We start from the raw sequence: 25,836 nt of genomic DNA on the forward strand, positions 1-25,836 counted from the left end.
CTCCGCCCCAGGTACGGGAAGGGCCGGGTGGGGGACGAGCTCCACGCAGCGGCCGCCCTAGTCCTGCTTTTCGCCGCTCGCGAAGCGGGAGATGACCAGCGCCACGATGATGATCGCGCCGTTGAGGAACTGGTTCCACAGCGCGGGCACTCCGCCGAGCGTCATCACATTGACGACCAACTGGAGTGTCAGCACACCGGTCAGCGCACCGAAGAGCGTGCCGCGGCCGCCCTTGAGGCTGATCCCGCCGATCACGGCCGCGGCGAAGACCTGGAAGATCCAGCCGTTGCCCTGGGTGGCCGCGACCGAGCCGTAGTGACCGGTGTAGAGGATGCCGGCGAAACCCGCGAGGAGACCGCCGATCACGAGCACGATCCAGGTGATCCGGTCCACCCGGACACCCGCAGCCCGTGCCGCCTCCGGGTTGCCGCCGATCGCGTACAACGCACGCCCGTGCCGCAGCCAGGCCAGCGCCGCACCGCCGATCGCGAACAGCGCCAGGCAGATCCATACGGCCGCCGGCGCGCCGAGCCAGTCGGTCTTGCCCAGGTACCGGAAGGACTCGGGAACATCGGTGATCGACTTGCCCTCGGTGATGCCGATGTGGAGGCCACGCAGCATGGTGAGCATGCCGAGGGTGGCGATGAAGCCGTTGACGCGCAGCTTCAGCATCAGGAAGCCGTTGACCGCGCCGATCGCCATGCCGGCCAGCAGACAGAGAGGGATCGCCGTCCAGACGGGCAGCAGCTCCAGGCCGGCGAAGCGCCCGCCCTCCGTCGGCAGGACCAGCCACATGGCAATGACGGGCGCGATGCCGATCGTCGACTCCAGGGACAGATCCATCCGGCCGCAGATCAGGATCAGCGCCTGCCCCAGCACCAGCAGGCTGAGTTCGGAGGACTGCTGGACGACGCTGATGAGGTTGCTGGAGGTGAGGAAGACCGGCGAGACGATGAAGCCGATCACCATCAGCACCAGGATCACCGGCACGAGCGAGAAGTCGCTCCACCGGATCAGCTTCAGCCGGCTGCGCGGGCCCGCGGTCTTCAGATCGTCGGCCGTCAGGGGCCGTATCGTCCCGGTCATTCCTGCTCCCCCACACCTTCCATGGCAGCGACCAGTTCCCGGTCGGCCCATCCGCTCCCGAACGTGGCGACCACCCGCCCGTGGAAGAGCGCGAGCACTCGGTCGCACACCCGCAGATCGTCCAGCTCGTCGGAGATGATCACGGCCGCGCTGCCCTCGTCCGCCACCCGTCGTACGACACCGAGCAGCGAGTCCTTGGACTTCACGTCCACACCCGCCGTGGGCCGGACCGCCACCAGGACGGCCGGTTCGCGGGCCAGGGCGCGGGCGACCACGACTTTCTGCTGGTTGCCTCCGGACAGGCCGGAGACGGGCTGCTCAGGGCCCTGGGTCTTGATGTCGAGCGAAGAGATCATGGACTGGGCGAATTCCCTTGTACGAGACGGCAGTACGGTTCCCCAGGGGCCGAGCCGGCCGGTGACGGTGAGCGTGGCGTTCTCGGCGACGCTGCGGCCGATGACCAGCCCCTGGAGGTGGCGGTCCTCGGGGATGTAGCCGATGCCGGCGTCGAGAGCGTGCGGGACGCTGCCGGGCTTCACGGCCCTGCCCCGTACGGTGATCCGCCCCGCGCTCGCCCGGCGCATGCCGACCAGGGTCTCGCCGAGGGCGGTGTTGCCGCTGGCGGCTGCCCCGGCCAGACCCAGTACCTCGCCGGGGCGCACCTCGAGGTCGAGCGGCTCGAACCGGCCTTCCAGGGCGAGCCCTTCGGTCCGCAGGACCGGATCCGCGTCCCGTACGACAGCGGCGCCGGCGTGCCAGGTGGAGGCGCGGGTCACCGAGTCACCGGTCATCGCCAGCACCAGATCGTCCTTGGTGAGGCCGGAGACCGGTTCCGTCAGGACGTGCCGGGCATCGCGGTAGACGGTGACGGTGGTGCACAGTTCGTACACCTCCTGCAGATGGTGGGAGATGAAGAGGAACGCCACTCCCTGGCTCTGCAGTACGCGCAGCTTGTCGAAGAGCCGCTGGATGCCGCGGGCGTCGAGCTGGGCGGTCGGCTCGTCGAGGATGATCAGCCGGGCGCCGAAGGAGAGGGCACGCGCGATCTCGACGAACTGGCGCTGCTCGACGGCGAGATCCTTCGCCCGGGTGGTCGGGTCGACACTGACGCCGTATCCGGCGAGCAGTTCCTCGGCCCGCTTGCGCAGCCGCCGCCAGCTGATGAACCGGCTGCCCTTCTCGAAGCGGTTCAGGCTGTAATGGTTCAGGAAGAGGTTCTCGGCGACGGTCAGATCGGGCACGACCATCGACTTCTGGTAGACGCAGGCGACCTTGGACTGCCAGGCCGCAGCGTCCCCGAAGGCGGGCGCGGGCCGGCCGCTGAAGGTCACCGTGCCCGCATCGGGTCTGTGCAGACCGGTGAGGACGCTGACGAGGGTGGACTTGCCGGCGCCGTTGCGCCCGACGAGTGCGTGCGCCTCACCGGGCGCGACGGTCAGGCGCACACCGTCCAGCGCCGCGGTCGGGCCGAAACGCTTGACGATGCCTTCAGCGTGGACCGCAGCTGGTGCCTGGTGTTCCATGGCTAGCTCTTCTTCTCCAGCTGGTTGGCCCACAGCTTCGGGTCGTCCACGTTCTCCTTGGTCACCAGCGGCGCGGGAAGCTGGTCCTCGAAACCGTTCGGGATCTTGATGATCGTGGAGTCGTGGTCGGTCGGCCCCTCCTTGGGGGTCTTTCCTTCCAGCGCCTGCCTGGCGTAGTACAGCGCGTACTTGGCGTACAGGTCGGCGGGCTGGGAGACGGTGGCGTCGATCTTCCCGGCCTTGATGGCGTCCAGCTCCTCCGGGATGCCGTCATTGGAGATGATCGTGATGTGGCCCGGCGTGCCCGGGGCCTTGAGCAGCTTCTTCTGCTCCAGCAGCGCGAGGGTGGGCTGCAGGAAGACCCCGCCGGCCTGCATGTAGATGCCGTTGATGTCAGGGTGGGCGGCCAGCGTGGACTGGAGTTTCGCGGAGGCGATGTCGCCCTTCCATTCGGTGGCCAGCTCGAAGACCTTGATGCCGGGGAAGTTCTTGTCCATGCACGACTTGAAGGCCTCGGAGCGGTCCCGGCCGTTGATGGACGACAGGTCGCCCTGGAACTCGACGACCTTGCCCTTGCCCTTGAGCTGCTCGCCGAGGTAGGTGCAGGCCTGCTCGCCGTAGGCGCGGTTGTCCGCCCGGACCACCATGTAGACGCTGCCCTTGTCGGGCCGGGTGTCGACGCTGACGACCGGAATCTCCTTCTCCTCCAGCGTCCGGAGTGTCTCGGCTATCGCGCCGGTGTCCTGCGGAGCCATGACGACGGCCTTGGCACCCTGGTCGGTGAAGACCTGGACATGGGAGACGAGCTTTCCGATGTCGTTCTGGGAGTTCGTCAGGGACAGCGCATCCACCTCGCCGCCCTTGACGCCCTTCTCGACGTACTGCTGGTAGGAGTTCCAGAAGTCGCTGTCGCTGCGCGGCAGATCGATGCCCACCTTGCCTCCGCCGGACCCGCTGTCCGTGTCACGGTTGCAGCCCGCGAGGGCGGTCACGGCCAGAAGTACTGCGCAGGCCGCGGCACTTGTCGTACGCACTCTCATTGTCCCGTCCTTCGGTGGGTGTCGGCTCAGTCAGGTGGCGGGGCGCAGCCGCAGGCCCTGCATTCCGCCGTCGACCGCGAGTGCCGTGCCCGTGACGGCGGCCGCGGCGGGGCCGGCGAGATACACGACGGCGGCGGCGACCTCTTCCGCAGCGACCAGCCGTCCGGTCGGCTGGCGGGCCTCGAGGGCGGCACGTTCGGCCGCGGGGTCGTCGGCCCGGTCGAGCAGGCGGCCGATCCAGGGGGTGTCGGCGGTGCCGGGGTTGACACAGTTGACGCGGATGCCCTCGCGGACGTGGTCGGCGGCCATGGCGAGGGTGAGGGAGAGGACGGCGCCCTTGCTGGCGCTGTACAGGGCGCGCTGGGGCAGGCCGGCGGTGGCGGCGATGGAGCAGGTCTGGGTGATGGAGACATGGCCGGGGCGGTCGGCGGCGGCGCGGCGCAGATGCGGCAGGGCGTGCCGGGCGGTCCGCACCATGCCCAGCACGTTGATGTCGAGGACGCGCTGCCATTCGTCGTCGGCGTTGTCCACGACGGTGCCGATGGCGCCGATGCCGGCGTTGGAGACGACAGTGTGCAGCGCCCCGAACTCCGCGGCCGCCGCGTCCACGGCCGCGCGTACGGCCGCGTCGTCGGTGACGTCGGCCTTGAGGGCGAGGACGCCGTCGGGCGCTCCCGCCGTCTCGCGGTCCAGTACGGCGACGCGGGCGCCGCGCTCGAGCAGCAGTGCCGCCACGGCGGCCCCGATGCCCGACGCTCCGCCGGTCACCATGGCCGACATTCCCTCGAAGTCCCTTGTCGCCGTCATGGGTTGACCTCCTCGATGGCGCGGCGGGCCTGCCAGACGGGCCCTTCCGGATAGCGGTGCGCGGCGATCGACGCGGGCAGCATGCGGGCCGAGAAGCCCGGTACGCGGGGGGCGGCGTAGCGACCGGAGACGAGCACTGCGGGGTCGGTGAAGTGCTCGTGCAGGTGGTCGACGTACTCGATGACGCGGTCCTCCCAGCTGCCGGAGACGGCGACGTAGTCGAACATGGCGAGATGCTGGACGAGTTCGCACAGTCCTACCCCGCCGGCGTGCGGGCAGACGGGGACGCCGTACTTGGCGGCGAGCAGCAGGATCGCGAGGTTCTCGTTGACTCCGGCGACGCGGGTGGCGTCGATCTGGACGAAGTCGACGGCCCCGGCCTGGAGCAGCTGTTTGAAGACGACGCGGTTGGCGACGTGTTCGCCGGTGGCGACCTTGACCGGCTGGCCGGCGCGTACGGCGGCGTGGCCGAGGATGTCGTCGGGGCTGGTCGGCTCCTCGATCCAGTGCGGTTCGTACGGGGCGAGGGCCTTCATCCAGCGCACCGCGTCGGCAACGTCCCAGCGCTGATTGGCGTCCACGGCGATGCGTATGGAAGGACCGACGGCGGCGCGGGCCAGCTTCATCCGCCGGACGTCGTCCTCGATGTCCCCGCCGACCTTCAGCTTGATCTGGCCGAAGCCGTCGGCGACGGCCTCCTTGGCCAGCTCGACCAGCTTCTCGTCGGAGTACCCGAGCCAGCCGGGCGAGGTGGTGTAGGCGGGATAGCCCTTGTCGCGCAGCTCCGCGGCCCGCTCGGCCCGGCCGGGTTCGGCGGCGCACAGCAGGCGCAGCGCCTCTTCGGGAGTGAGGACGTCGGTGAGATATCGGAAGTCGACGAGCGAGACGAGTTCCTCGGGTGTCATCGAGGCGAGGAACTCCCACACCGGCTGCCCGGCGCGCTTGGCCGCCAGGTCCCACGCGGCGTTGACCACCGCACCGGCCGCCATGTGCATCACGCCCTTCTCCGGGCCGAGCCAGCGCAGTTGCGAATCGTGGGTGAGTTCGAGGTGGAGCGCGGCGAGATCGGCTGCGGTACGGGGGGCCGGTCGCCCCAGCACATAGGGCCGCAGAGCCTCGATGGCTGCGGCGGTGACATCGTTGCCGCGCCCGATGGTGAAGCAGAAGCCGTGTCCCTCGGCCCCGTCGGTGGCGCGCATCACCACATAGGCGGCGGAGTAGTCGGGGTCCGGGTTCATGGCGTCCGAGCCGTCGAGCTGTTCCGAGGTGGGGAAGCGGATGTCATGAACCTCGAACTCCGTGACGGTCTGGCTCATGCACGCACCCCCGAGAAGAACATCGGACCTCTCTTGGTCATCCGATGTATAGCGCCGCTCAGGCGACAACGTCCAGGGTCGGGGCGAACAATTTCGTACACAGCTCGGATGAATCATGTGATGAATCAGCTCTCGGATGCCCCGGATCCCCGCCGTGTGCCCTGGCTCGCCGAAGTTCACCCTGCCGTGCAAGGGGGCTGCGGCGGGGGACCCCGTAAGCCGTAAGGTTGGGGCGTACGAAAGGGAACTTCGGAAGGAGGCACTGGGTGATCGAGCTCGAGGGGGTACCCGAGCTGATCGACCCGGTCATGGTGGCCGCGTTCGAGGGCTGGAACGACGCCGGCGACGCTGCCTCCACCGCGGTCGCACACCTGGACCGGGAATGGAAGGGCGAGGTGTTCGCGGCGCTCGACGCCGAGGACTACTACGACTTCCAGGTCAACCGGCCCACGGTGTGGCTGGACGGCGGGGTACGGAAGATCACCTGGCCCACCACCCGGCTGTCCGTGGTCCGCATCGGCGGCGACAAGCCGCGCGACCTGGTGCTGGTCCGCGGTATCGAGCCGTCCATGCGCTGGCGCTCGTTCTGCAACGAGATCCTGGGCTTCGCCCACGAGCTCGGCGTCGAGATGGTGGTCATTCTGGGCGCGCTCCTGGGCGACACCCCGCACACCCGGCCGGTGCCGGTCAGCGGGATCACCTCGGACGCGGATCTGGCCAGGACGATGGATCTGGAGGAGACCAGGTACGAGGGGCCGACCGGCATCGTCGGGATCCTCCAGGAGGCGTGCACGCACGCGGGAGTGCCCGCGGTGAGTCTGTGGGCGGCGGTGCCGCACTATGTGTCGCAGCCGCCCAACCCCAAGGCGACGCTGGCGCTCCTCAACCGGCTGGAGGACCTCATCGGCCTCCGTATCCCGCTGGGTGAACTGCCCGAGGACGCACGGGCATGGCAGCTCGGGGTGGACCAACTGGCCGCCGAGGACAGCGAAGTGGCGGAGTACGTCCAGACGCTGGAGGAGGCGCGGGACACCGCGGAGCTGCCCGAGGCGTCCGGCGAGGCCATCGCGCGCGAGTTCGAGCGGTATCTGCGGCGACGCGACGGCGGGCCGGGGCATGCGACCGACGGGGGCGAGGGCAGTTCGTATCTGCGCGACACCTCCAGCGGGCGCACGCGGCCGCCGAAGCCTCCACGGGTGGAGCCGGAATCCGGAGCCGAGGCAGAAGCCGAGGCGGAGGCCGGGGACGAGGAAGATTCCTCGGAGGACTGAGGTCCATCGGTCCGAAGTACTCACAGGGGACTGAGCGGTTCAGCGGTTCAGCGGCAGGTTCAGGGGCTCGAGGTTCAGCAGGGAGCGGCGGGGCGGCACCGATGAGGTGCCGCCCCGCCGTTGTGCGTCGCGGCCGGCCGCTCGCTCAGACCTGTCAGACCTGGTCGACCGCCACCGCGTCGTACGTCGTGTCAGGCGTCGGCTGCACGTCGAAGCGGGCGTTGGGCAGATAGATCCGGTCGCCCCAGGCCGCCGCCGTCGTGGGCACCTTGAATCGCTCCGGATCGGTGATCCGGGTGACGGCCCTGCCCTGCAGCCCCGAGTCGCTGAGCCGCAGCACGTCGATGGCGTTCTGTCGCTGCTGTACGACATAGAGGAGCCGGCCGAGGAGCAACAGCCCGTCGCCGTTGGGGAGTCGGGTGTCACCGATGTCGACGCGGCGCGCGATTCCCGTGCGCGGATCGACCCGCATCAGTGCACCGCCGCCGACCATGGAGTTGACCATCAGCAGAGCGCGTCCGTCCGGCGTGCGCGCGATGCCGTTGGCCGTGAAGTCGGGCCCCTGCTCCCAGTCGCCGCCCAGCGGGACGGTCGTCACCTTGCCTCCCGGCTCGCCCTGCCGGCCGAGCGGGAGGCGGTAGATCTGCGGTGTGAATGAATCCGTGAACCAGGCGGCGCCCGGCGTGAGGATCACATCGTTGACCATCGTCTTGTCCGAGCCGACGGTATAGGTCTTCAGCAGTGTGCCCGAGCGGGCGTCGGCGATACGGATCTCCCGGCTCTGACCGCCGCAGAGGAACAACAGCCGCTCGCGCCGGTCGATCTTCAGCCCGATCACGGGGTGTTCGGCACCGAGACCCCGGCTGATGACGCGTCCACGGCCGCTGGCCAGGCTCACCCGGTAGACGTCGCCGCTCGCGATCGACCCGAAGTAGGCGTACGGACTCGATCCGATGGTGATGCCCTCCGGCCGGAAGCCGTCCGGCAGGGGGAAACGGGTGGGCCATCGCTGTCCGGTGAATCCGGCCGCGCGGGCCACCCCGCCCAGCGGGGAGAGAAGCACGGCGCCACCGAACGCGGCCGCCGCTCCGAGAACTCTCCGACGTGCGAAGGAAGGGTGCATGGCTCGTCCTTCCGGCAAACGTTCTGCAGATACTCCCACCTCAGCACACGACAGGCCCCTCCGCAGCACATGGCCGGATCGTCCCGTTACATCACCTTCGAGCAGCAATGCTCAGGGCTTCCGGGACGTAATGACACCCTTCCCGGGCCGGACGCCGATCCTCTGCCGGCGTGCGCTTCGGGAGCGGGCGACGAAGGCGGCGAACAGGCCAGCCATGCGGCAAGTGCCGCATGGCCTGAGCCGTGTTGGTGATCTGGTGGGTGATCTGATGGCGCGTGTGCGGCGCGTTGGCACGTACACCGTCACGGGCGTGCGTCCGCCGCTCCTGGACCCAGCGCACGCGGGTGGCACGTCCAGGAGCGGCGGGCGCAGCCGGGGCGGCTCTACAGCGCTACGCCCAGCAGTGCGTCGACGGCGCGGGAGGCGAGGCCGGGTGCCCCCTCGTCCGTACCCCCGTCGGACTGCTGCAGAGCGGCCCAGCGGTCGACGGCCGCCAGCGCGGTGGGGGCGTCGAGGTCGTTCGCGAGTGCGTCGCGGATCTCCTCGACGAGAGCGTCGGCGGAGGGTCCGTCGGGCCGGGAGACGGCGGCGCGCCAGCGATCGAGCCGCTCGACGGCGTCCCGGAGAACGTGGTCGGTCCACTCCCAGTCGGCCCGGTAGTGGTGCGAGAGCAGCGCGAGCCGGATCGCTGCGGGGTCGACACCGTCACGGCGCAGCTTGGAGACGAAGACGAGGTTGCCCTTGGACTTGGACATCTTCTCGCCGTCGAGCGCGACCATGCCCGCGTGCACGTACGCCTTGGCGAAGGGGTACTCACCGGTGAGCGCCTGGGCGTGCGAGGCACCCATCTCGTGGTGGGGGAAGGCGAGATCCGACCCGCCGCCCTGCACGTCGAAGCCCATCCCCAGGTGGTCCAGAGCGATAGCCACACACTCGATGTGCCAGCCGGGCCGGCCGAGGCCGAGGCTGGCGCCGTCCCAGCTCGGCTCGCCCTCGCGGGCGGCCATCCACAGCATCGGGTCGAGCGGGTTCTTCTTGCCGGGGCGGTCAGGGTCGCCGCCGCGCTCGGCGGACAGCAGCCGCATCGCCTCGGCGTCGAGGTTCGACACCTCGCCGAAGTGCGGGTCGGACTCGACGGAGAAGTAGATGTCCCCCTCGAGCTCATACGCGGCACCGGCGTCCCGCAGCCGCTCGACGAGCGGCACGATGCCGGGTATCGCCTCCACGGCGCCGATGTAGTGCTGCGGCGGCAGCATCCGGAGCGCGGTCATGTCCTCGCGGAACAGCGCGGTCTCCCGCTCGGCGAGCTCGGTCCAGTCGTGCCCGTCGCGGATGGCCCGTGCCAGAAGGGGGTCATCGACGTCGGTCACGTTCTGGACGTAGTGAACCTGCCGCTTGGTGTCGAGCCACACGCGCTGAACGAGGTCGAACGCGTTGTAGGTCGCCGCGTGACCCATGTGGGTCGCGTCGTACGGAGTGATGCCGCAGACGTAGATACGGGCGACGGGGCCGGGGTCGAGGGTCACAGGACCACCGGTCGCGGTGTCGTGGATCTGGAGGTCGCGGCCCTTGCCAGGCAGGGCGGGGACCTCAGAAGCGGGCCAGGCATGCATGTCATGAGCCTAACCGGACGGGTGTTCCGTATACGAACCGGATCACCGATCTTGGCCGGATAGGCAGTCTTGTGGATGGCGGGGGTCTGTGCGGGGTTCCGGTGTGTCCGGTCCTGGGGGGTGCGGGTGGGTGCCTTGGGGTGTCCGGTCCTGGGGGGTGCGGGTTTGGGGTCCGCTCCGGGGTTGCGCCGGGACTGCACGATTTACGGCGCGCTGAAGGTGACCCCGTGAGGGTGCCGTTTCCCGTGCGCCACACATCACGCTTTACGTCCCGGCTCCACCCCTGCGCGTCCCCCCGCCCGTGACCGGAGCCAAGCCCGCACGCGCCGCACCCAGCAAAGCCGACGCCCATGGGGGGCGTGCCGCTCGCGTCGCGTGGCCGATGCTCGTGGGGGTGTGGCCCGTAAGCCGCTCGCTGCGGTCGATGCTCGTGAGGTGTGTGCCTCTCGCGTCGCGCCGCATGGACGGCGCTCTTGGGGGTGTACCCCTCGCGTCGCGTGGACGGTGCTCGTGGGGGTGTGTCTCTCGCGTCGCGTGGGCGGTGCCCCAGGGGGTGTGGGGCATCGGCTTCGCATGTCTGCCTCACCCCGCGGGGGTGTGGGGCATCGTGCCGGGAAGCCGACGCAGTCCGGTGCTCGTTGGCGGTGCCCGTACGTCTCGCGCCGCGAAGGTGGCGTCCCTGGGGGTGTGGGGGCGTCAGTCCCCACACCCACCTTCCCCCACGTAGTGGGGGCCTGGGGGCTCCCCCCAGTTTCGGGTTCGGGAACTCACACCGGGGGCCACGGTATCGCCGGCCACTCCCCCGACGGCAGCGGATGCACCCCCGCCCCCAGCAGCACCCCCACCCTCCCCCGGAGCGCCTCCACCTCCGCCGAGGTGAGCAGTTCCGCCAGACGGGTGGCGAGCGGCGCGCCCTCGGTCAGGGTCGCGGCCAGCTCCGTCAGCGTCCGGCTCGCATCCGCCGGCAGCGGCTCCCCCGCCCACCCCCACAGCAGCGTCCGCAGCTTGTCGTCCACGTTGAACGTGACCCCGTGGTCGATCGCGTACAGATTCCCGTCCGCCGTCGGCAGCAGATGCCCGCCCTTGCGGTCACCGTTGTTGATCACCGCGTCGAGCACGGCAAGCCGCCGCAGCCGCACGTCGTCCGCGTGCACGAGCAGCGCCGTACGCCCCTCGCCCACCTCCGCGAAACCGACCGCCTTCCAGCCCTCGCCCGGCTCCTCGTCCTCGACGAGGGCGAGCAGGGACTCCGACGGGTCGGCCTCGATCCAGAGCTGGACCATGCCCTGGCCGTACGGTCCGTCCCGCAGGACCGTGGGCGGCACCAGGCCCCACCCGGTCGCCTCGGAGAGCTCGTACGCCGCCACCTCGCGCTGCGCGAGCGTCCCGTCCGGGAAGTCCCACAGCGGCCGCTCGCCGGCGACCGGCTTGTAGACGCAGTGGGCCTGTTCGCCCTCGTACGAGACCGAGCAGTACAGCACCGCGTTGGACGCCTCACGAACCCGTCCACGGACAGTGAGCTCGCCCTTGGCAAGCAGGTCCACCGAGCTCACGCGCCCCGGCGGTATCCGTTCTGGCGCGGGCATACGTGTCCTTCCGGATCGAGCGGCAGACTGCACAGCGGGCACGGCGGCCGGCCAGCGTTGACGACGTCCAGCGCGCGTTTGGCAAAGGCCCTGGCCTGCGCTCCGCTCAGCCGCACCCGCAGCATCGGCGGACCGTTCTCCTCGTCCTGCAGCAGCCGCTCCTCGGCCTCCGCGAGGTCCTCCGCGGAGTCCGCGTCGAGCTCCACGAGTGCCTGCGCCTCGACGATCATGCGCTGTTCCTCGCCGTCCCAGGCCAGCGCCATCGTGCCGACCCGGAACTCCTCCTCGACCGGAGCGTCGAGCGGCGCGGTGTCGGTGACGTCGGCGGGCGCCATGGCCGGCACCGGCGCGTTGCCCCCGGTACGGCGCACCACTTCGTCGAGCAGCTCGTCGATCCGCTCGGCGAGCGCGGCGACCTGGGTCTTCTCCAGGGCGACACTGGTGACGCGCCCTGCGGCGGAAGCCTGCAGGAAGAACGTACGGCGTCCAGGCAGCCCGACCGTACCGGCCACGAAGCGGTCCGGCGGGTCGTAGAGGAACACCTGACGGGACACGTTCTGTCTCCCTTGGGATCGGTCGGTATCGACGGCTGTCGGAGGAGCGGCGAGCGGACGTGCGGGTTTTCGGCCCGTCCACCCTACTGCGCGAAAGCGATCACGGTGCGCCCGCGCCGCCCCCCACGACCGCGGCCCCGCCCTCGCCGTTCCCGCGCGGCGCCAGGGAGCCGAAGTCCCCGGTGTCACCGAGGCGTAGGAGGAAGGGACGGGTGCGCGTGTAGCGGATCGCGGTGACCGAGCACGGCTCCACATGGATCCGCTGGAAGAGATCGAGATGCATGCCGAGCGCGTCCGCCACCAGGGACTTGATGATGTCGCCGTGCGAGCACATCACATACGTGGCGTCCTCGCCGTGCGCCGCGTCGATACGTTCGTTCCAGTCGCGTACGGCGTCGACCGCCCGCGCCTGCATGGCCCGCATCGACTCGCCGCCGGGGAAGGCCGCCGCGGACGGATGCTGCTGCACGACCTCCATCAGCGGCTCGTCGGCGAGCTCCGCGAGCTTGCGCCCCGACCAGTCGCCGTAGTGGCATTCGCCGATCCGCTCGTCGGTGTGCAGTTGCAGCTCCGGCCGGGCGTCCAGCAGCGGCTGGAGGGTCTGCAGACAGCGCTCCAGGGGGCTGGTGACGGCGGCGGCGAGCGGCACGGCGGCAAGCCGCCCCGGCAGCGCGGCGGCCTGCGCGGCGCCGCGTCCGTCGAGGGAGACGCCCGGCGTCCAGCCTGCGAGCACCCCCGCGGTGTTGGCGGTGGAACGTCCGTGGCGTACGAGGATCAGCGTGGCCATGCGGTCAGCCTAGGCGGACCGGCACCCGGGGGTGCGTTCGGGCCGGAGGCAGGGAAGAATACGCGCCGTGATCGTGGACTGTGCCATCTACCGCGACGGCCGCCGAACCGAGGGCCCGTCCGACTTTTCCGATGCCCTGGACGAGGCACGGGCCACCGGAGACGCCTTTCTCTGGATCGGGCTGCACGAGCCGACCGAGAAGGAGTTCGACCACGTTTCGGCGGAGTTCGGGCTGCACCCGCTGGCGGTGGAGGACGCACTCAAGGCTCACCAGCGCCCCAAGCTCGAGGTGTACGACGACTCGCTGTTCATGGTCCTGAAGCCGGTGGTGTACGAGCCGGAGAGCGACACCGTCACCGCCGACGAGCTGATGGTCTTCATCGGCGACTCGTTCGTGGTGACGGTCCGGCACGGTGAGGGCGCGCCGCTGCATGCCGTGCGCGTACGTCTGGAGGCCGAGCCCGAGGTGCTCAAGCACGGCCCGACGGCGGTGCTGTACGCGATCAGCGACGCGGTCGTCGACCACTACATCGATGTCGCCGCGGAGCTCCAGGTGGACCTGGCGGAGTTGGAGACGGAGGTCTTCTCGCCCAGCGGCGGCGGCGGCACGCGCCACAGCGCATCGCGGATCTACACCTTCAAGCGGCAGGTGCTGGAGTTCCGCCGGGCCGCCGGGCCGCTGTCGGCCCCTGTGAGCCGTCTTGCGAGCGCGGGCGTGCCGTTCGTCCATGAGCATTCGCAGCCCTTCTTCCGGGATGTCAGCGACCATCTGACGCGCGTGAACGAGCAGGTGGAAGGGTTGGACCGGCTGTTGTCGGACGTCCTGTCGGCCCATCTGGCGCAGATGGGCGTGCAACAGAACGACGACCTGCGCAAGATCTCGGCATGGGCGGCCATGGTCGCTGTCCCCACGATGCTCGCGGGGATCTACGGCATGAACTTCGATCACATGCCGGAACTGCGGTGGGTGTGGGCCTATCCGGCGGTGGTGCTGCTGATGGCCGGGGCGGTCTACGGGCTGTTCCGGCTGTTCAAGCGCCGCGGCTGGCTGTAGGCGCGGCCGGCCCCTGGAAAGCGGATGCCGCGGTGGCGGGTCCGTCCAGGGCGCCCCGCCGCTCCGGCATCTTCAGATCCACCATCCGGTGCCAGCCGCCGAACCGCTCGTACGCGTACATCCCGTGGATACCGGCGGTCAGCGCGGCCGACTTGGCATTGGGCCAGTGCAGCAGGCGCCCCATGTGTCCCATCACTGCCAGGCTCACCTCGCGGTAGACCCTGATCTCGGCGAGGGCGCTCTCGCGCAGCACCTGCTGGATGGTACGGCCGTGTCCCTCGGCGGCCAGCCGGAGCAACTCCTCGTGGCAGTACGCCAGATGGTTGTCCTCGTCGCTGCCGATCATTCTGATCGCCCTGCCCACTTCCGGGTGGTCGCCGAAGTACTTCACCAGCATGTCCATCTGGTCGGCGGCCCGCTGCTCGGTGACCCGGCTGTGCGAGAGATAGACGACGATGTCCCTTTCGGTCAGCGGCTCGTCGCGGCGCAGCTTGTCGTGGGTGAGGCCGATGCCCTGCTGTTCGAGCAGCCGTGTGTAGTCGGTCTCGGGCGGCACCTCGACCGGCTCCAGGCCGCGCTTCTTCAGCAGTGCGCTGAAGAGCCGGCCGTGCTTGTCCTCGTCCGCGCCGTGCCGGGTGATCTTCGGCGCGAGCGCACGCATGCTCTCGGGCACGAGGGCGGCGATACGGGCGTTCTCCCAGCCTCCCTGGGCCTCCCCGCTGGCGGCGATGGAGCAGAAGAGCTGGAAGGCATCGTCACTGTCGATGATTTCCTGGAAAAGACCTCGGGCCGAGAGCATCACTGCCACCTCCGTGAAGGGCATCCGCAAAGAAATAGTCAAATGCCATACAAGTGGTGGGGCAACAGCTGGGCCGGACAACTCCGCCGAACGGAGGAAGGCGCAGGGCACCGAGGCAGTAACCCGGACAGCCTTTCATGCGTTGTGCTCCGTGACGGCCGTGGCGGGGAAGACCCCCCGAGCCCCCACCACGGCCGCGGACTTCCCGGGGTACACCCCCGGTTCTAGGCGAGCCCGGCACGCTCCATGGCCTCGGTGCCCGCCCGCAGTGCGGTGAGCCGCTCGTCGAGCGTGAAGCCGGCCGGGGCCAGCGTGAGGGTGGTGACGCCCGCCGCGGCGTACGCCTGCATCCGCTCGGCGATCCGCTCCACGGAGCCCAGCAGCGCGGTCTGGTCGATCAGCTGGTGCGGGACGGCCGCGGCCGCGCCCTGCTTGTCGCCGGAAAGATACTTGTCCTGGATCTCGACGGCTTCCTTCTCGTAGCCCATGCGCTGCGCAAGCTGGTTGTAGAAGTTCTGCTTGCGGCTGCCCATGCCGCCGACGTACAGGGCGGTGTACGGACGGAACATGTCGGCCAGGCCGATCACGTCGTCGCCGATCGCGAGCGGCAGCGTCGGACAGACGTCGAAGCCGTCCATGGTCTTTCCGGCCTTCTCCCGGCCCGCGCGCAGGTGCTTGATCGCGGTGTCCTCGAGGTGGTCGGCGGACGGGAAGATCAGCAGGGCGCCGTCGGCGATCTCGCCGGTCTGCTCCAGGTTCTTCGGCCCGATGGCGGCGATGTAGAGCGGGATGTGCTCGCGCTCCGGGTGGACGGTGAGCTTGATCGGCTTGCCCGGGCCGTCGGGCAGCGGGAGCGTCCAGTGCTCGCCCTCGTAGGAGAGGCGCTCGCGGGACATCGCCCTGCGGACGATCTCGACGTACTCGCGGGTGCGGGAGAGCGGCTTGTCGAACTTGACGCCGTACCAGCCCTCGGAGACCTGCGGGCCCGAGACGCCCAGGCCGAGACGGAAGCGGCCGCCGGAGAGGGAGTCGAGGGTGGCGGCGGTCATCGCGGTCATGGCGGGCTGACGGGCCGGGATCTGCATGATGGCGGAGCCGACGTCGATGCGCTCGGTCTGGGCGGCGACCCAGGTGAGCACGGTGGGGGCGTCGGAGCCGTACGCCTCGGCGGCCCAGCAGACGTCGTAGCCGAGCGTGTCGGCCTCCTTGGCGACGGCGAGGTTGTCGCCGTCCATCCCCGCGCCCCAGTAGCCGAGGTTGATGCCGAGCCGCATAACCGCTCCCTCTTACTGATCAGTAACGTCCGTGTGCCGGGGACTCTAGCGCGCGTTCGCACGATCCGGCAGGGGGAGGTTGTCCACAGGCTCTCTCGGGGTGGGCCCTTGGCCAGTAATCTCGGCACCCATGGAGCAGAGGCATCTCGGCCGTACCGGCCTGCGTGTGTCCCGGATCGGGCTCGGCACCCTCACCTGGGGCCGGGACACCGATGAGCACGACGCCGCCGACCAGCTGAAGGCGTTCTGGGAGGCGGGCGGGACGCTGGTCGACACAGCTGATGTGTACGGCGGCGGGGATGCCGAATACCTGCTGGGGCAGCTCGTCGAGCGGCTCGTACCTCGGCGCGATCTCGTCATAGCCACCAAGGCCGGGAGCGTGCCCGACCCGGACCGCCGCTTCGACAGCTCACGGGGCCATCTGCTCACCGCGCTCGATGCGTCGCTGGAGCGGCTCGGGACGGACTATGTCGACCTGTGGCAGGTCCATGCCTTCGACCCCGGGACCCCGCTGGAGGAGACGCTCCAGGCGCTGGACATCGCGGTCAGCAGCGGGCGGGCGCGGTACGCGGGCGTGTCGAACTTCTGCGGCTGGCAGCTGGCGAAGGCAGCGACCTGGCAGCTGGCCGCGCCGGGGGTGCGGACACGGCTGGCCAGCACACAGATGGAGTACTCCTTGCTGAAGCGGGGGGTGGAGCGGGAGGTGCTGCCGGCCGCCCTCGACCTGGGTGTCGGGCTGCTGCCGTCCTCGCCACTCGGCCGCGGGGTGCTCACCGGGAAGTACCGGACCGCGACTCCGGTGGACTCGCGGGGCGCGTCGGAGCAGATGGCGCCGTTCGTGGAGCCGTATCTCGACGAAGCGGCGCGCCTCATCGTGGACGCGGTGGCGACGGCGGCGGACGGGCTGGCCGCGACGCCGCTCGAGGTGGCGCTGGCGTGGGTGCGGGACCGGCCCGGAGTGGTGGCCCCCATCGTGGGCGCGCGCAACGCGCAGCAGCTCACGGCCGCATTGTCAGTGGAGGCCCTTAGTCTTCCTGACGAGATCTGCCAGGCGCTCGACGATGTGTCGGCGCCCGTGCACCGCTATCCCGACCAGGACTGGAGCACGCTGTGACTGTGCCTTCCCGGCCTTCCCCGGGGACGTCCCCCGGCACCCCGGCCGAGGACCGCGCCCCCGCGGACGAGACGGACGCGCCGGAGGCCCCCGGGGCTCCGAAGGCTCCGGCCTCGGACACCACCGAGCGGGAGGCGCCCACGGCCGCGGGGCCCGCCGAGGGTGCCGGCAACGGTTCCGACGAGGATGCCGCCGAGGATGCCGGCGACGGTTCCGCCGAGGGGGAGACCGCCGGCGGCGACAAGACCACCGAGCTCTCCGAGGCCGAGGCCGAGCTGGCCGCGCAGCGGGAGTTGCAGGCCAGGATCGCGCAGCGCAAGGCCGAGAAGGCCGAGCCCATCGAGAGCGGCACCAAGCTGAGCGGGCCGGCCGCCGATCTCCTCGCGGCGGTACGGGCCGTGGAGAGCGGCGAGAAGGCCGGCACCGCGTTCTTCGACTCCCCCGCACCGGCCCCCAGGCGCGCACCCGCGGCGGCCGAGGCCGTGCGGCACCGGGTTCCGGAGCCCGCGCGGGCCCCGCGGACGACAGCGCCGGAGACCGTGGCGGATGTACGGGCCGTGCTCACCGAGGGCGGCGCACCCGAGGCGCTGGCCGCTCAGGTCGCGGATGTGCTCGGCGACCGCGCCGCGGATGCCCTGCGCGAGGACCCCTGGCGGCTACTTTCGGTTCCGGGCGTCCGCCCCGAGCAGGCCGACGGCTTCGCCCGGGCACTGCTCGGCACCGAGTGCGGCCCGGGTGACGATCGCCGGGCGGCGGCACTCGTCGCCTGGCAACTGGAGCGCGCGGCGCTTCAGGGCCATACGGCGCTGGAATCCTCGGCCGTGCGCGGGGCGCTGGCCGAGCGCTCGGTGCCCGACCCCGACGAAGCGCTGCAGCAGGCCATCGCCGAAGGTGCCGTGCTGGTGTTCCAGGACGGCCTCGACGAGGTGGAGGAAGCCGGGGAGGACGGCGAGGAGCCCGAGCGGCCGGCCGTGCCGGTGCTCCTGGGACTGGACCGGTACGCCCTCGCCGAGGAGAGCCTCGCGGACGGACTGGCACGGCTGGCCAAGACCGGCGCCGACACCGTCTGGGAAGCGGCGGCACCCACCGAGCTGGTGCGCGCGGTCGCGGCGAGTGGCCTGGTCGTGCACACGGGCGGTGAGGCGTCGCGGGGCGAGCCGGTCGGGCTGGCCGAGGCCGCCGTTGCGCTCGGCCTGCGCGCGGTCGTCGCGGTCCACAGTGAGAACGGCATGCGGCGGCTCGGTGCCGCTGCGGTCACCGTCGCCGGGCTGCTCTCCGGCGCACAGGGGCCCGGCCGGGACGAGGACGGGGCCTTCGCGCTCGACCTCCTGATCGTGCTGGACGCACCGCAGTTGGACGTGGAGACCGCCGCGATGCTGGTGGAATCCATGCCGGACGGCAGCCGTCTGGTGCTGAGCGGCGACCCCGGTGTGCTGTGCTCGGCGGGCGCGGGCCGCGTGTTCGCGGATGTACTGGCCGCCCGGGCCTGCCCGCAGATCGCCTCCCGGACACCGGACCCCGGCCCGATCGGAGAGCTTGTTTCGGGCATCGGCATCGGCGAGCTGAACCAGGTGGAGGCGCCCGGCAAGGAGGTCGTCATCGTGCCGGTGCGCGACGCGGGCGAGGCGGTCCACCGCACGGTCCAGCTGGTCGCGGACTCGGTGCCGCGGGCCATCGGGGTGCCGACCGAGCAGACCCAGGTGATCACCGTGGGGCACGGCGGCTCCGCGGGTACCCGCGCGCTGAACGCGGCGCTCAAGCAACGACTGAACCCGGGTTCCGGACGGTTCGGCGGCTTCGACCCGGGCGACCGGGTCGCGTACGCCCCGGCCGTCGGCCGGACACTGACCGGCACGGTCGTTTCGGCGGACGCGGAGGGCCTGCACCTGGACTGCGAGGGCACGCCTGTCGTCGTACCGAAGGAGCGGGTCGAATCGGCGGTCCGGCACGGTTGGGCGCTGACCGCGCACCAAGCGGCCGGCATGCGGTGGCCCGCGGCGGTCGTGGTACTGCCGGGGGATGCGGCACAGGGGCTGAGCCGGCCGTGGGTCTACACCGCGTTCAGCCGCGGCGAACGCCATCTGTCGGTGGTGCACGGAGTGGACCAGGCGCTGCCGCGGGCGGTGGCGGAGGCCCCGTCCCAGGACCGTACGACGCGGCTGCGGCCGCTGCTGGAAGGCCTGCTGGCGCCGACGCCATAACCGAGCGGGCCCGGCCTCCTGGGCGACTCGCCGAAGTCGTCCAGGAGGCCGGGCCCGCATCGCGGGTCACACCACGCGGGGTCAGGACTGCACTTCGTCGAGGTCGTCCAGGTCCTCGCCCAGCTCGTCCTCGTCGAAGACAGAGCTGACGTCGAACCGGCACACGACCCGCTGGGGGTCCGCCTGGTCGAACGGAGTGCTCAGCCATTCGCCCGGTTCGGGCAGGTTGTCCGCCGCCGACACCCACAGCGTGGAGTCGCCCTCCTCGAGGCCGAACTCCTTGTGCCGGGAGCCGATTTCATCCGGTTCGTACTCACCGAAGAGCACGCCCAGCGCTGCGTGGACGCTCGTGCCGACCACCGCGGCGCTGTCAGAGCGGTCCTCGTCGGGATCCAGGTCGGCGATGCGCTGCGCCTGAGCGAGCAGACGCTGCGGCTCCACCACCGCGTAGTCCCGGCGGATCAGCACCGTGAGCGCGTTCGGCTCCTCCGGCCCCGCGTACGGCGGCAGCGAGTCGTCCGCCCCCGGGATCTCGAACGGTGTCACCTCGTCGTAGCGGTCGTAGAGCCGCTCGTCGTACGCCTCCGCCGCGGCGGCAAGGGCGTTGAACGCGTCGTAGACGGCCGGGTCGTCCTCGCCCGTGCGGTGTTCGACCGCCTCGAGGTGACGGTCCAGTGCGGCTTTGACCGCCTCGGCGGCGGCACGTACCTCGGCAGCGGTGGGCTGCGCAGCATCAGACATAGTGCAGACGCTATCCGTACCTGGGCTCTGCCCGCACAATAGATGCGATGCCGGAATACGAATTTGTCGACGTGTACGTGCCACGCGGGGTCTCCCGCAAGGAAGCGACCCGTCTACTGACCGACCATGCCGAGTACGGACACTGGGAGTTGGACCGACTGAGTCTGCACCGGGACGGCAGCCGCAGAGTGCGGCTGCGCCGGCGCATTATCCGTCAGGTGCGCGCCACCTGGTGAGCGAGTGAATACGACGGGGTGGGCACCGCGACTGCAGTGCCCACCCCGTTCTGTGCCGGTATGACGGCGGATGTTGCGGTGCGGTCAGGCGGATGCGCGGGCCCTGCGGTACAGAACCACGCCCCCGAGCAGCAGACCCGCACCGGCCGGAATCAGCATTCCGAGCGGACCGGCCCCGGTCTGCGCCAGCTCATCGGTGCCCTGGGGCTGGGTGACGTTCTGCGCGCCGGGGTTGTTCGGCTCGTACGGAGTAGTCGGCACTTCCGGCGTACCGGGGTTGCCCGGGTTTCCCGGCGTACCGGGCTCACCGGGCTCACCGGGGTTGCCGGGGTTGCCGGGGTTGCCGGGCTCACCAGGGTTGCCGGGCTCACCGGGGTTGCCGGGCTCACCAGGTTCACCGGGCTCACCGGGCTCACCGGGCTCACCGGGCTCACCAGGTTCACCGGGGTTGCCAGGCGGAGTGTCGACGTCCGAGCCGTTGCCGCACTCGTTGCCCACGGCCGGGTTGAGCAGGCCGCCGATGGTGACGCTGTTCCCGCAGGCGTTCACGGGGACGTGGACCGGTGCCTGGACGTGGTTGCCGGAGCCGACACCGGGAGAGTTGCTCGACCCGCCCTCGGCATGGGACCCGCCGCTGTTGCCCGTCTGCCCGGACGTGGACACGTTGGCGCAGCCGTTACCCATGGCCGGGTTGAGCAGCGCGACGACGTTTACGGTGTTCCCGCACACATTGACCGGGACATGCACCGGAGCCTGGATCGAATTCCCGGACAGTACGCCCGGGGAATTCGACGCGCCTCCGTGAGCACCGGCGTCCGCGTGCGCATAGCCACCGCCGAAGGCGATGACGCCGCCCGCGGCTGCCATGGTGATCAGGCCCTTGCGGGTGACCTGTCGCATAAATTGAACCCTGCCTTCTGATTCAGGAGTACCCTCGGGGCTTCTGCGCCCGGAGGCGGAATGCCCGACGGCCCCGGAGTGCATGGCGCGCACTCCGGGGCCGCCCGGGTTCAAACCCAGACCCTCACGGGCCCGAGTCATCACGTCAGTAGTTGACGCAGGTGTTGCCGAAGGTGGGGTTCAGCAGCCCGACCACAGAGATCGTGTTGCCACACGCGTTCACCGGCACGTGGATGGGCGCCTGAATGACGTTCCCCGAGACGATGCCGGGCGAGTTGACCGCAGCACCCTGGGCACCCGTGTGAGCCATGGCCATGCCCGCACCGGCGAGCAGCAGACCACCAGTGGCAGCCGCGACGGCGACGACCTTCTTGATCATTGTTCCTCCTTGTTGGCAATGCGGTCCCAGCCGCGGACCACACCACCTGTAACGAGGAGAAAGCAGGGGGGCTACGAGGTGATGACCACTTTCACTCTTTTCAGTCAAGTACGCACGCGCTGCCGATTGTTGGAGTTTCCGTTCATCGGTTCTTGGCCGATACGGGTCAGCACTGATCCAGGAATCGGTCGAGCACGCGTACACCGAACTTCAGGCCGTCGACCGGCACTCGCTCGTCCACGCCGTGGAACATGCCCGCGAAGTCCAGCTCCGGCGGCAGCTTGAGCGGCGCGAAGCCGAAGCAGCGGATGCCCAGGTCGTCGAAGGACTTGGCGTCGGTCCCGCCGGAGAGCATGTACGGGACGGCCCGGGCAATCGGGTCCTCGGCCTTGAGCGCGACCTGCATCGCGTCCACGAGCGCACCGTCGAAGCTGGTCTCCAGCGCCTTGTCGCCGTGCACGTCCTCCCGCTTGACCCGCGGCCCGAGCAGCCGGTCGAGGTCGGCCAGGAACTCCTCTTCGTACCCGGGCAGGAAGCGGCCGTCGACATGGGCGGTGGCCTGTCCGGGGATGACGTTCACCTTGTAGCCGGCGCCGAGCATGGTGGGCGCCGCGGAGTTGCGCAGGGTGGCGCCGACCATCTTCGCGATGCCGCCGAGCTTGGCGAGCGTCGCGTCCATGTCCTCCGGGTCGAGCGGCGTTCCGAGTGCGTCGGAGAGCTCGTCGAGGAAGGACCTCACGGTCTTGGTGACCCTGACCGGCCAGGTGTGGCGGCCGAGCCGGCCGACGGCCTCGCAGAGCTCGGTGATCGCGTTGTCGTTGTTGGTCATGGAGCCGTGCCCGGCGGTGCCTTCGACGGTGAGGCGCATCCAGTGCATACCCTTCTGCGCCGTCTCGACGAGATAGAGCCGCAGATTCTCATTGACGGTGAAGGAGAAACCGCCGACCTCGCCGATCGCCTCGGTGACGCCCTCGAAGAGATCCGGGTGCTTGTCGACCAGATACCGCGCCCCGTAGGTGCCGCCGGCCTCCTCGTCGGCGAGGAAGGCCAGCACGATGTCGCGCGGCGGCTTGCGGCCGCTGCGCAGCCGGTCCCGTACGACCGCCAGGGTCATCGCGTCCATGTCCTTCATGTCGACCGCGCCGCGGCCCCAGACACAGTCGTCCGCGATCTCTCCGGAGAAGGGGTGGTGCTTCCAGTCGTCGGCGTTGGCCGGTACGACATCGGTGTGGCCGTGGATGAGCAGCGCGGGCCGGGACGGGTCCTCGCCCGCGATACGGGCCACGGTGGAGGCGCGGCCCTTGTGGGATTCGAAGATCTTCGGCTCGAGCCCCACCTCGGCGAGCTTCTCGGCTACGTACTCCGCCGCGGCACGCTCCCCCGGGCCCGAGTGGTCACCGTAGTTGCTGGTGTCGATCCGGATCAGCTCACGGCAGAGGTCGACGACCTCGTCCTCGCCCGTGACGGGCTTGGTCCTGTCGGCCCTGTTCGACTCGCTCACGCTGATTCCTCCCACTGTCGTTGCTGGTGGTTCCTCCTCATCCTCCCGCGACCTCCCCCTGTGCCCAAGGGCGACTGTCCGCCGTCGTACGACCGTCACACGGAACCGGGCCGTGATCGAGCACAGCCGAATGTTTGCTATGGTTTTCCACGTCGGAACGGCCCAGGGCCGCGCGACAGACACCTTGTCCGGGTGGCGGAATGGCAGACGCGCTAGCTTGAGGTGCTAGTGCCCTTTATCGGGCGTGGGGGTTCAAGTCCCCCCTCGGACACCAGCTGAGACCCCACTTCACGTGGGGTTTTCTGCATTCCAGGGCTGTGGCGTGACCAACAGCCTGGAGAATCCCCAGGTCAGACTAGGGATGACAGGCCGAGTCGGCCCGCACCGGAGGCGGCTAGCTTCCGCGCTCCGTCCTTACGAGAGTGGCCGTATCGGGCCATGGTGTAGCCAGGCGAGTGGTGCCGGACGTTCGCCGAGACCTCTACGGGGTTCTCCCCGGCCTCCAGATCGTTTGTGACCTTGCTGTGCCTCCAGTCGTGGATACGGAACTCCTCGGGCAGCTTCAACCTGGTGCGCATAGTGCGCCACCGAGCCGAGACTTTCTCCGGGTCCTGTGGGCCGCCTGCTTCGACCCGGTAGAGCTTGAAGCCGTCGCGGGCGAACACCAGGTCATGATCCGTCCAGGCAGAGCCGAGCCGCTTACGCTCCGCGTCCTGGCGCTGCTTCGTCCGCGATGATAATTCCCGTAACGCAGCGCTGACCGTGGAGCCAGAGCCGGCGAAGCGGACAGTAATGGCAAGCAACGGAACCAAGGTCGTCCAGATGGACGCTTACCGACCGGAACCGCCCGCCCATTCCAACCCGTTCCGCGCTCTGCTCTGATCGCTCGAACAAACCAAAGAAACGCCCCTGCTGTGATCGGCAGGGGCGTTCGTTTGTTGGATCAGCGGCGGAGATCCCGGAACGCGTTCAGCGTCCGCAGTGCAGACATGAGCATCGGCCGGTTGCCGGGACAGTTCCGCTCAGTTGGCAGTGCCCACACTTCCCAGCACGACATGCAGCGCATCACCCCGGAGTGCTCCGGGTCGGACTCCGCGCTACCACCACACCGGGGGCACTGCTGCATGACGACTCCCTACGCCGTGACGTCGAACTCCCCCAGCTTGGCACCAGGAAGGAACTCCGCCCACTCCACGGCGGTGAACTCGACCGTCTGGCCGCTCACGGAGTTGCGGACCATCACCTTGCCGGGAACGTTGGTGGCGACCTCGACACAGCGGGGGTCGTTGTTGTTGTACTGGCACACACTGGACGTGCGGAACTCGAACTCGGGAACTGCGGTCATCGTGCCTATCCCTTTCGCCGTACGTACGGGGAATCGGTCCCCGCGCCGCCGTGCAACCCGCCCCGACCGCTCGACCTGTCCAGGGTTTCCACCGCCGGGGCGGGGGCCTCTACTCAGCGCGGACCACCATGGCGAACGACGTACGAATGTGCCGAAAACCAGCGTGCCCGGACCGCCCCGTGTGGCTCATGCACTCGACATCGACAGGCGCCGGGTCGTCAGAAGGCGTCGCCTTCCATGTGCAGTGCAGGCACTCGGCCTCAAAGGTCACGTCCGTATCCGGGTGCTCGGTGATCCTGTGCATCACGTACCGCATAGCCGTTCTGATGCTCACAGCCCACCCCTACGGCTCCGCGCGTTGGCCTCGGCAACTCTGCTGCTCAGTCCCTCTGTCGGCCTATTCGGCGGGGCCTTGTAGTCAGGACACTTCGGGCTCCCGCACTCGCACCGAGGCCAGCGCAAGGTCGAACTGGGCGCCAGGTCGGCGCCTTCGGGGCCAGGGTCGCTCTTCTGCACCATGAGCACTCCGCCTACGCCGAATGCTCCGGAGAGGCGGGAGAGGAACTGCCGGGCCTCACCGCTGCCCAGATGATCAGTTGATTCGGCGTCGTGCATCCTGCCTTCGCTCGCCATGGCCTGCCCTCCCCGGTGACTCCGCTATGTCAAGGACGGTAGGGAGACGGGCAGTTGCCAGTCCATGATGTTGCACGGGATTGCACGCGATCACTCGATGGAGTTCATGGCGGCTGTGATCAGTGCGCGGGCTTTTGCTCCGTAGACAGCCAAGTCGGCCAACTCCCCGAACGTGTCGGCGTACATGGCTACCTCGCTGGGCTGAGTGATCGTGAGGTAGCCGGAAACCAACTCGACGTTGACCTGTGCCGTGTCATAGATCCAAAACCCTTCGACCGGCCAGCGCTCCCGATCCGGCCTCATGGGCACAACTCCCAAGCTGACATTGGGAAGCGAGGCAATTGAGATCAGGTGGCCAAGCTGCCCGGACATGACCTCAGCGCCGCCGATACCGGACCGGATCACGGACTCCTCAACGAGGAATGCGAACCGCCGGTCACCTTCGTACAGCACCCGCTGGCGCTCCATACGAACGGCCACCGCTTCGGCCACATCGTCCACCAGACCGCGCCGTCGCTGAATGGCTTGCAAGGCTGCCGTCGTGTACGGCTGCGTCTGGATCATGCCGGGCACGAGCCACGAGGAGTAAGAACGAAAGCGTCGGGTCCGCTGATACAGCGGTAGGCGGGCCTCCTGCGCCTGCTTAAGCCCGGCCCGCTCCATGCGCCGCCAGCCGACCCACATCCCCTCGGCGGTCCGAAGCATGGCAATCAGGTCCTCGGCCTGGCCATCGGCCCCGCACGCCCGGCACCACGCCCGAAGGTCCTCAGCGGACGGGGGTGTCCGGCCGTTCATGATCCGAGAGGACTTGGACGGGCTCCACTCGCAGCGTGCGGCAATGTCGCGCCCGGTCAGCCCGGCATCCCGGCACAGCTCCGCGAGTCGGTCCGCGAGAGCTTGCCGGGCCTGCTGGGCACTGGAAGATGCAGAGATAGCCATGGTGCGTGTTCGTC

Annotated in this window: 24 protein-coding genes and 1 tRNA gene; 6 read left to right on the forward strand and 19 right to left on the reverse strand. The window is 69.7% G+C overall.

What is annotated here, in order from left to right; translation table 11 throughout:
* Nucleotides 1-57 precede the first annotated feature (57 nt).
* The 5 genes from OG883_RS19020 to OG883_RS19040 are packed head-to-tail and all read right to left on the reverse strand — an operon-like array spanning nt 58 to nt 5,772.
* Nucleotides 58-1,086 (reverse strand): ABC transporter permease, encoded by a 1,029-nt coding sequence (locus tag OG883_RS19020; RefSeq protein ID WP_266542478.1) that lies wholly within the window; start codon nt 1,084-1,086, stop codon nt 58-60.
* Nucleotides 1,083-2,609, reverse strand: a complete 1,527-nt coding sequence (locus tag OG883_RS19025; RefSeq protein ID WP_266542480.1) for a sugar ABC transporter ATP-binding protein — start codon at nt 2,607-2,609, stop codon at nt 1,083-1,085. Before OG883_RS19025 ends, OG883_RS19020 begins: the two co-directional genes overlap by 4 nt.
* Nucleotides 2,610-2,611: 2 nt before the next feature.
* A complete protein-coding gene (locus OG883_RS19030; RefSeq protein WP_266542482.1) occupies nt 2,612-3,649 on the reverse strand; it encodes a sugar ABC transporter substrate-binding protein in 1,038 nt (345 codons plus the stop codon).
* Between the two features lie 30 nt (nt 3,650-3,679).
* Nucleotides 3,680-4,456: an SDR family NAD(P)-dependent oxidoreductase gene (locus tag OG883_RS19035; protein WP_266542484.1), complete on the reverse strand. Its 777-nt coding sequence runs from the start codon at nt 4,454-4,456 to the stop codon at nt 3,680-3,682.
* The gene (locus OG883_RS19040; RefSeq protein WP_266542486.1) at nt 4,453-5,772 is read right to left on the reverse strand and encodes an enolase C-terminal domain-like protein; all 1,320 of its coding nucleotides are present in this window, start codon (nt 5,770-5,772) and stop codon (nt 4,453-4,455) included. Before OG883_RS19040 ends, OG883_RS19035 begins: the two co-directional genes overlap by 4 nt.
* A gap of 266 nt (nt 5,773-6,038) precedes the next feature.
* Here OG883_RS19040 and OG883_RS19045 point away from each other — a divergent pair, with 266 nt between their 5' ends.
* Nucleotides 6,039-7,043, forward strand: coding sequence for a PAC2 family protein (locus OG883_RS19045; RefSeq protein ID WP_266542488.1), 1,005 nt, complete (start codon nt 6,039-6,041; stop codon nt 7,041-7,043).
* A gap of 154 nt (nt 7,044-7,197) precedes the next feature.
* On the opposite strand, the gene OG883_RS19050 is transcribed toward OG883_RS19045, so the two are convergent.
* From OG883_RS19050 to OG883_RS19070, 5 genes are all read right to left on the reverse strand, one after another.
* The gene (locus OG883_RS19050; protein ID WP_266542490.1) at nt 7,198-8,166 is read right to left on the reverse strand and encodes an SMP-30/gluconolactonase/LRE family protein; all 969 of its coding nucleotides are present in this window, start codon (nt 8,164-8,166) and stop codon (nt 7,198-7,200) included.
* 383 nt (nt 8,167-8,549) lie between these two features.
* The gene (gene mshC, locus OG883_RS19055; RefSeq protein WP_266542492.1) at nt 8,550-9,779 is read right to left on the reverse strand and encodes a cysteine--1-D-myo-inosityl 2-amino-2-deoxy-alpha-D-glucopyranoside ligase; all 1,230 of its coding nucleotides are present in this window, start codon (nt 9,777-9,779) and stop codon (nt 8,550-8,552) included.
* A 767-nt stretch (nt 9,780-10,546) separates the two neighbouring features.
* The gene (locus OG883_RS19060) at nt 10,547-11,365 is read right to left on the reverse strand and encodes an SCO1664 family protein (RefSeq protein ID WP_266542493.1); all 819 of its coding nucleotides are present in this window, start codon (nt 11,363-11,365) and stop codon (nt 10,547-10,549) included.
* Nucleotides 11,329-11,919: a DUF3090 domain-containing protein gene (locus OG883_RS19065; RefSeq protein ID WP_266542494.1), complete on the reverse strand. Its 591-nt coding sequence runs from the start codon at nt 11,917-11,919 to the stop codon at nt 11,329-11,331. Before OG883_RS19065 ends, OG883_RS19060 begins: the two co-directional genes overlap by 37 nt.
* 100 nt (nt 11,920-12,019) lie before the next feature.
* A complete protein-coding gene (locus OG883_RS19070; RefSeq protein WP_266542496.1) occupies nt 12,020-12,706 on the reverse strand; it encodes a histidine phosphatase family protein in 687 nt (228 codons plus the stop codon).
* Between the two features lie 58 nt (nt 12,707-12,764).
* Between OG883_RS19070 and OG883_RS19075 the strand changes: the two genes are divergently transcribed.
* A complete protein-coding gene (locus OG883_RS19075) occupies nt 12,765-13,760 on the forward strand; it encodes a magnesium and cobalt transport protein CorA (RefSeq protein ID WP_266549192.1) in 996 nt (331 codons plus the stop codon).
* On the opposite strand, the gene OG883_RS19080 is transcribed toward OG883_RS19075, so the two are convergent.
* Together OG883_RS19080 and OG883_RS19085 are read right to left on the reverse strand one after the other, a co-directional pair.
* Nucleotides 13,738-14,559, reverse strand: a complete 822-nt coding sequence (locus OG883_RS19080) for a ferritin-like domain-containing protein (protein ID WP_266549194.1) — start codon at nt 14,557-14,559, stop codon at nt 13,738-13,740. The two genes, OG883_RS19075 and OG883_RS19080, sit on opposite strands and share 23 nt — an antisense overlap.
* A gap of 224 nt (nt 14,560-14,783) precedes the next feature.
* A complete protein-coding gene (locus tag OG883_RS19085; protein ID WP_266542498.1) occupies nt 14,784-15,833 on the reverse strand; it encodes an LLM class F420-dependent oxidoreductase in 1,050 nt (349 codons plus the stop codon).
* Between the two features lie 130 nt (nt 15,834-15,963).
* Here OG883_RS19085 and OG883_RS19090 point away from each other — a divergent pair, with 130 nt between their 5' ends.
* Nucleotides 15,964-16,947, forward strand: coding sequence for an aldo/keto reductase (locus tag OG883_RS19090; RefSeq protein WP_266542500.1), 984 nt, complete (start codon nt 15,964-15,966; stop codon nt 16,945-16,947).
* Between the two features lie 2 nt (nt 16,948-16,949).
* Nucleotides 16,950-19,148, forward strand: a complete 2,199-nt coding sequence (locus OG883_RS19095; RefSeq protein ID WP_266549196.1) for a helix-hairpin-helix domain-containing protein — start codon at nt 16,950-16,952, stop codon at nt 19,146-19,148.
* 81 nt (nt 19,149-19,229) lie between these two features.
* Here OG883_RS19095 and OG883_RS19100 read toward each other — a convergent pair whose 3' ends face one another.
* Nucleotides 19,230-19,889, reverse strand: a complete 660-nt coding sequence (locus OG883_RS19100) for a hypothetical protein (protein WP_266542501.1) — start codon at nt 19,887-19,889, stop codon at nt 19,230-19,232.
* Nucleotides 19,890-19,936: 47 nt separating this feature from the next.
* Here OG883_RS19100 and OG883_RS19105 point away from each other — a divergent pair, with 47 nt between their 5' ends.
* Complete coding sequence (locus OG883_RS19105; protein WP_005319466.1) at nt 19,937-20,125, forward strand: DUF5703 family protein; 189 nt, start codon at nt 19,937-19,939, stop codon at nt 20,123-20,125.
* Nucleotides 20,126-20,209: 84 nt separating this feature from the next.
* Here OG883_RS19105 and OG883_RS46820 read toward each other — a convergent pair whose 3' ends face one another.
* From OG883_RS46820 to OG883_RS19125, 3 genes are all read right to left on the reverse strand, one after another.
* On the reverse strand, nt 20,210-21,025 hold the full coding sequence (locus OG883_RS46820) for a chaplin (protein WP_323180936.1): 816 nt from the start codon (nt 21,023-21,025) through the stop codon (nt 20,210-20,212).
* 145 nt (nt 21,026-21,170) lie between these two features.
* Nucleotides 21,171-21,404, reverse strand: coding sequence for a chaplin (locus tag OG883_RS19120; protein ID WP_266542503.1), 234 nt, complete (start codon nt 21,402-21,404; stop codon nt 21,171-21,173).
* Between the two features lie 166 nt (nt 21,405-21,570).
* Nucleotides 21,571-22,905 carry a M20/M25/M40 family metallo-hydrolase gene (locus OG883_RS19125; protein WP_266542504.1) on the reverse strand — a complete coding sequence of 445 codons (1,335 nt, stop codon included), beginning with the start codon at nt 22,903-22,905 and terminating at the stop codon, nt 21,571-21,573.
* 186 nt (nt 22,906-23,091) lie between these two features.
* On the opposite strand from OG883_RS19125, the gene OG883_RS19130 reads away from it, so the two are divergent.
* Nucleotides 23,092-23,179: transfer RNA gene (locus tag OG883_RS19130), tRNA-Leu, on the forward strand.
* 76 nt (nt 23,180-23,255) lie between these two features.
* Here OG883_RS19130 and OG883_RS19135 read toward each other — a convergent pair.
* From OG883_RS19135 to OG883_RS19145, 3 genes are all read right to left on the reverse strand, one after another.
* Nucleotides 23,256-23,708 (reverse strand): hypothetical protein, encoded by a 453-nt coding sequence (locus tag OG883_RS19135; RefSeq protein WP_266542506.1) that lies wholly within the window; start codon nt 23,706-23,708, stop codon nt 23,256-23,258.
* 332 nt (nt 23,709-24,040) lie between these two features.
* A complete protein-coding gene (locus OG883_RS19140) occupies nt 24,041-24,250 on the reverse strand; it encodes a DUF397 domain-containing protein (RefSeq protein WP_266542508.1) in 210 nt (69 codons plus the stop codon).
* Nucleotides 24,251-24,973: 723 nt separating this feature from the next.
* A complete protein-coding gene (locus OG883_RS19145; RefSeq protein ID WP_266542510.1) occupies nt 24,974-25,822 on the reverse strand; it encodes a helix-turn-helix transcriptional regulator in 849 nt (282 codons plus the stop codon).
* Nucleotides 25,823-25,836 lie beyond the last annotated feature (14 nt).

The sequence above is a fragment of the Streptomyces sp. NBC_01142 genome (assembly GCF_026341125.1).
GTDB lineage: Bacteria > Actinomycetota > Actinomycetes > Streptomycetales > Streptomycetaceae > Streptomyces.

Excerpts from the sequence above, each read along its gene's own strand:
- OG883_RS19020 (WP_266542478.1), bottom strand. The coding sequence starts at position 1,086 with ATGACCGGGACGATACGGCCCCTGACGGCCGACGATCTGAAGACCGCG.
- OG883_RS19025 (WP_266542480.1), bottom strand. The coding sequence starts at position 2,609 with ATGGAACACCAGGCACCAGCTGCGGTCCACGCTGAAGGCATCGTCAAG.
- OG883_RS19030 (WP_266542482.1), bottom strand. The coding sequence starts at position 3,649 with ATGAGAGTGCGTACGACAAGTGCCGCGGCCTGCGCAGTACTTCTGGCC.
- OG883_RS19035 (WP_266542484.1), bottom strand. The coding sequence starts at position 4,456 with ATGACGGCGACAAGGGACTTCGAGGGAATGTCGGCCATGGTGACCGGC.
- OG883_RS19040 (WP_266542486.1), bottom strand. The coding sequence starts at position 5,772 with ATGAGCCAGACCGTCACGGAGTTCGAGGTTCATGACATCCGCTTCCCC.
- OG883_RS19050 (WP_266542490.1), bottom strand. The coding sequence starts at position 8,166 with ATGCACCCTTCCTTCGCACGTCGGAGAGTTCTCGGAGCGGCGGCCGCG.
- mshC (WP_266542492.1), bottom strand. The coding sequence starts at position 9,779 with ATGCATGCCTGGCCCGCTTCTGAGGTCCCCGCCCTGCCTGGCAAGGGC.
- OG883_RS19060 (WP_266542493.1), bottom strand. The coding sequence starts at position 11,365 with ATGCCCGCGCCAGAACGGATACCGCCGGGGCGCGTGAGCTCGGTGGAC.
- OG883_RS19070 (WP_266542496.1), bottom strand. The coding sequence starts at position 12,706 with ATGGCCACGCTGATCCTCGTACGCCACGGACGTTCCACCGCCAACACC.
- OG883_RS19080 (WP_266549194.1), bottom strand. The coding sequence starts at position 14,559 with ATGCTCTCGGCCCGAGGTCTTTTCCAGGAAATCATCGACAGTGACGAT.
- OG883_RS19085 (WP_266542498.1), bottom strand. The coding sequence starts at position 15,833 with ATGCGGCTCGGCATCAACCTCGGCTACTGGGGCGCGGGGATGGACGGC.
- OG883_RS19090 (WP_266542500.1), top strand. The coding sequence starts at position 15,964 with ATGGAGCAGAGGCATCTCGGCCGTACCGGCCTGCGTGTGTCCCGGATC.
- OG883_RS19100 (WP_266542501.1), bottom strand. The coding sequence starts at position 19,889 with ATGTCTGATGCTGCGCAGCCCACCGCTGCCGAGGTACGTGCCGCCGCC.
- OG883_RS19105 (WP_005319466.1), top strand. The coding sequence starts at position 19,937 with ATGCCGGAATACGAATTTGTCGACGTGTACGTGCCACGCGGGGTCTCC.
- OG883_RS46820 (WP_323180936.1), bottom strand. The coding sequence starts at position 21,025 with ATGCGACAGGTCACCCGCAAGGGCCTGATCACCATGGCAGCCGCGGGC.
- OG883_RS19120 (WP_266542503.1), bottom strand. The coding sequence starts at position 21,404 with ATGATCAAGAAGGTCGTCGCCGTCGCGGCTGCCACTGGTGGTCTGCTG.
- OG883_RS19140 (WP_266542508.1), bottom strand. The coding sequence starts at position 24,250 with ATGACCGCAGTTCCCGAGTTCGAGTTCCGCACGTCCAGTGTGTGCCAG.
- OG883_RS19145 (WP_266542510.1), bottom strand. The coding sequence starts at position 25,822 with ATGGCTATCTCTGCATCTTCCAGTGCCCAGCAGGCCCGGCAAGCTCTC.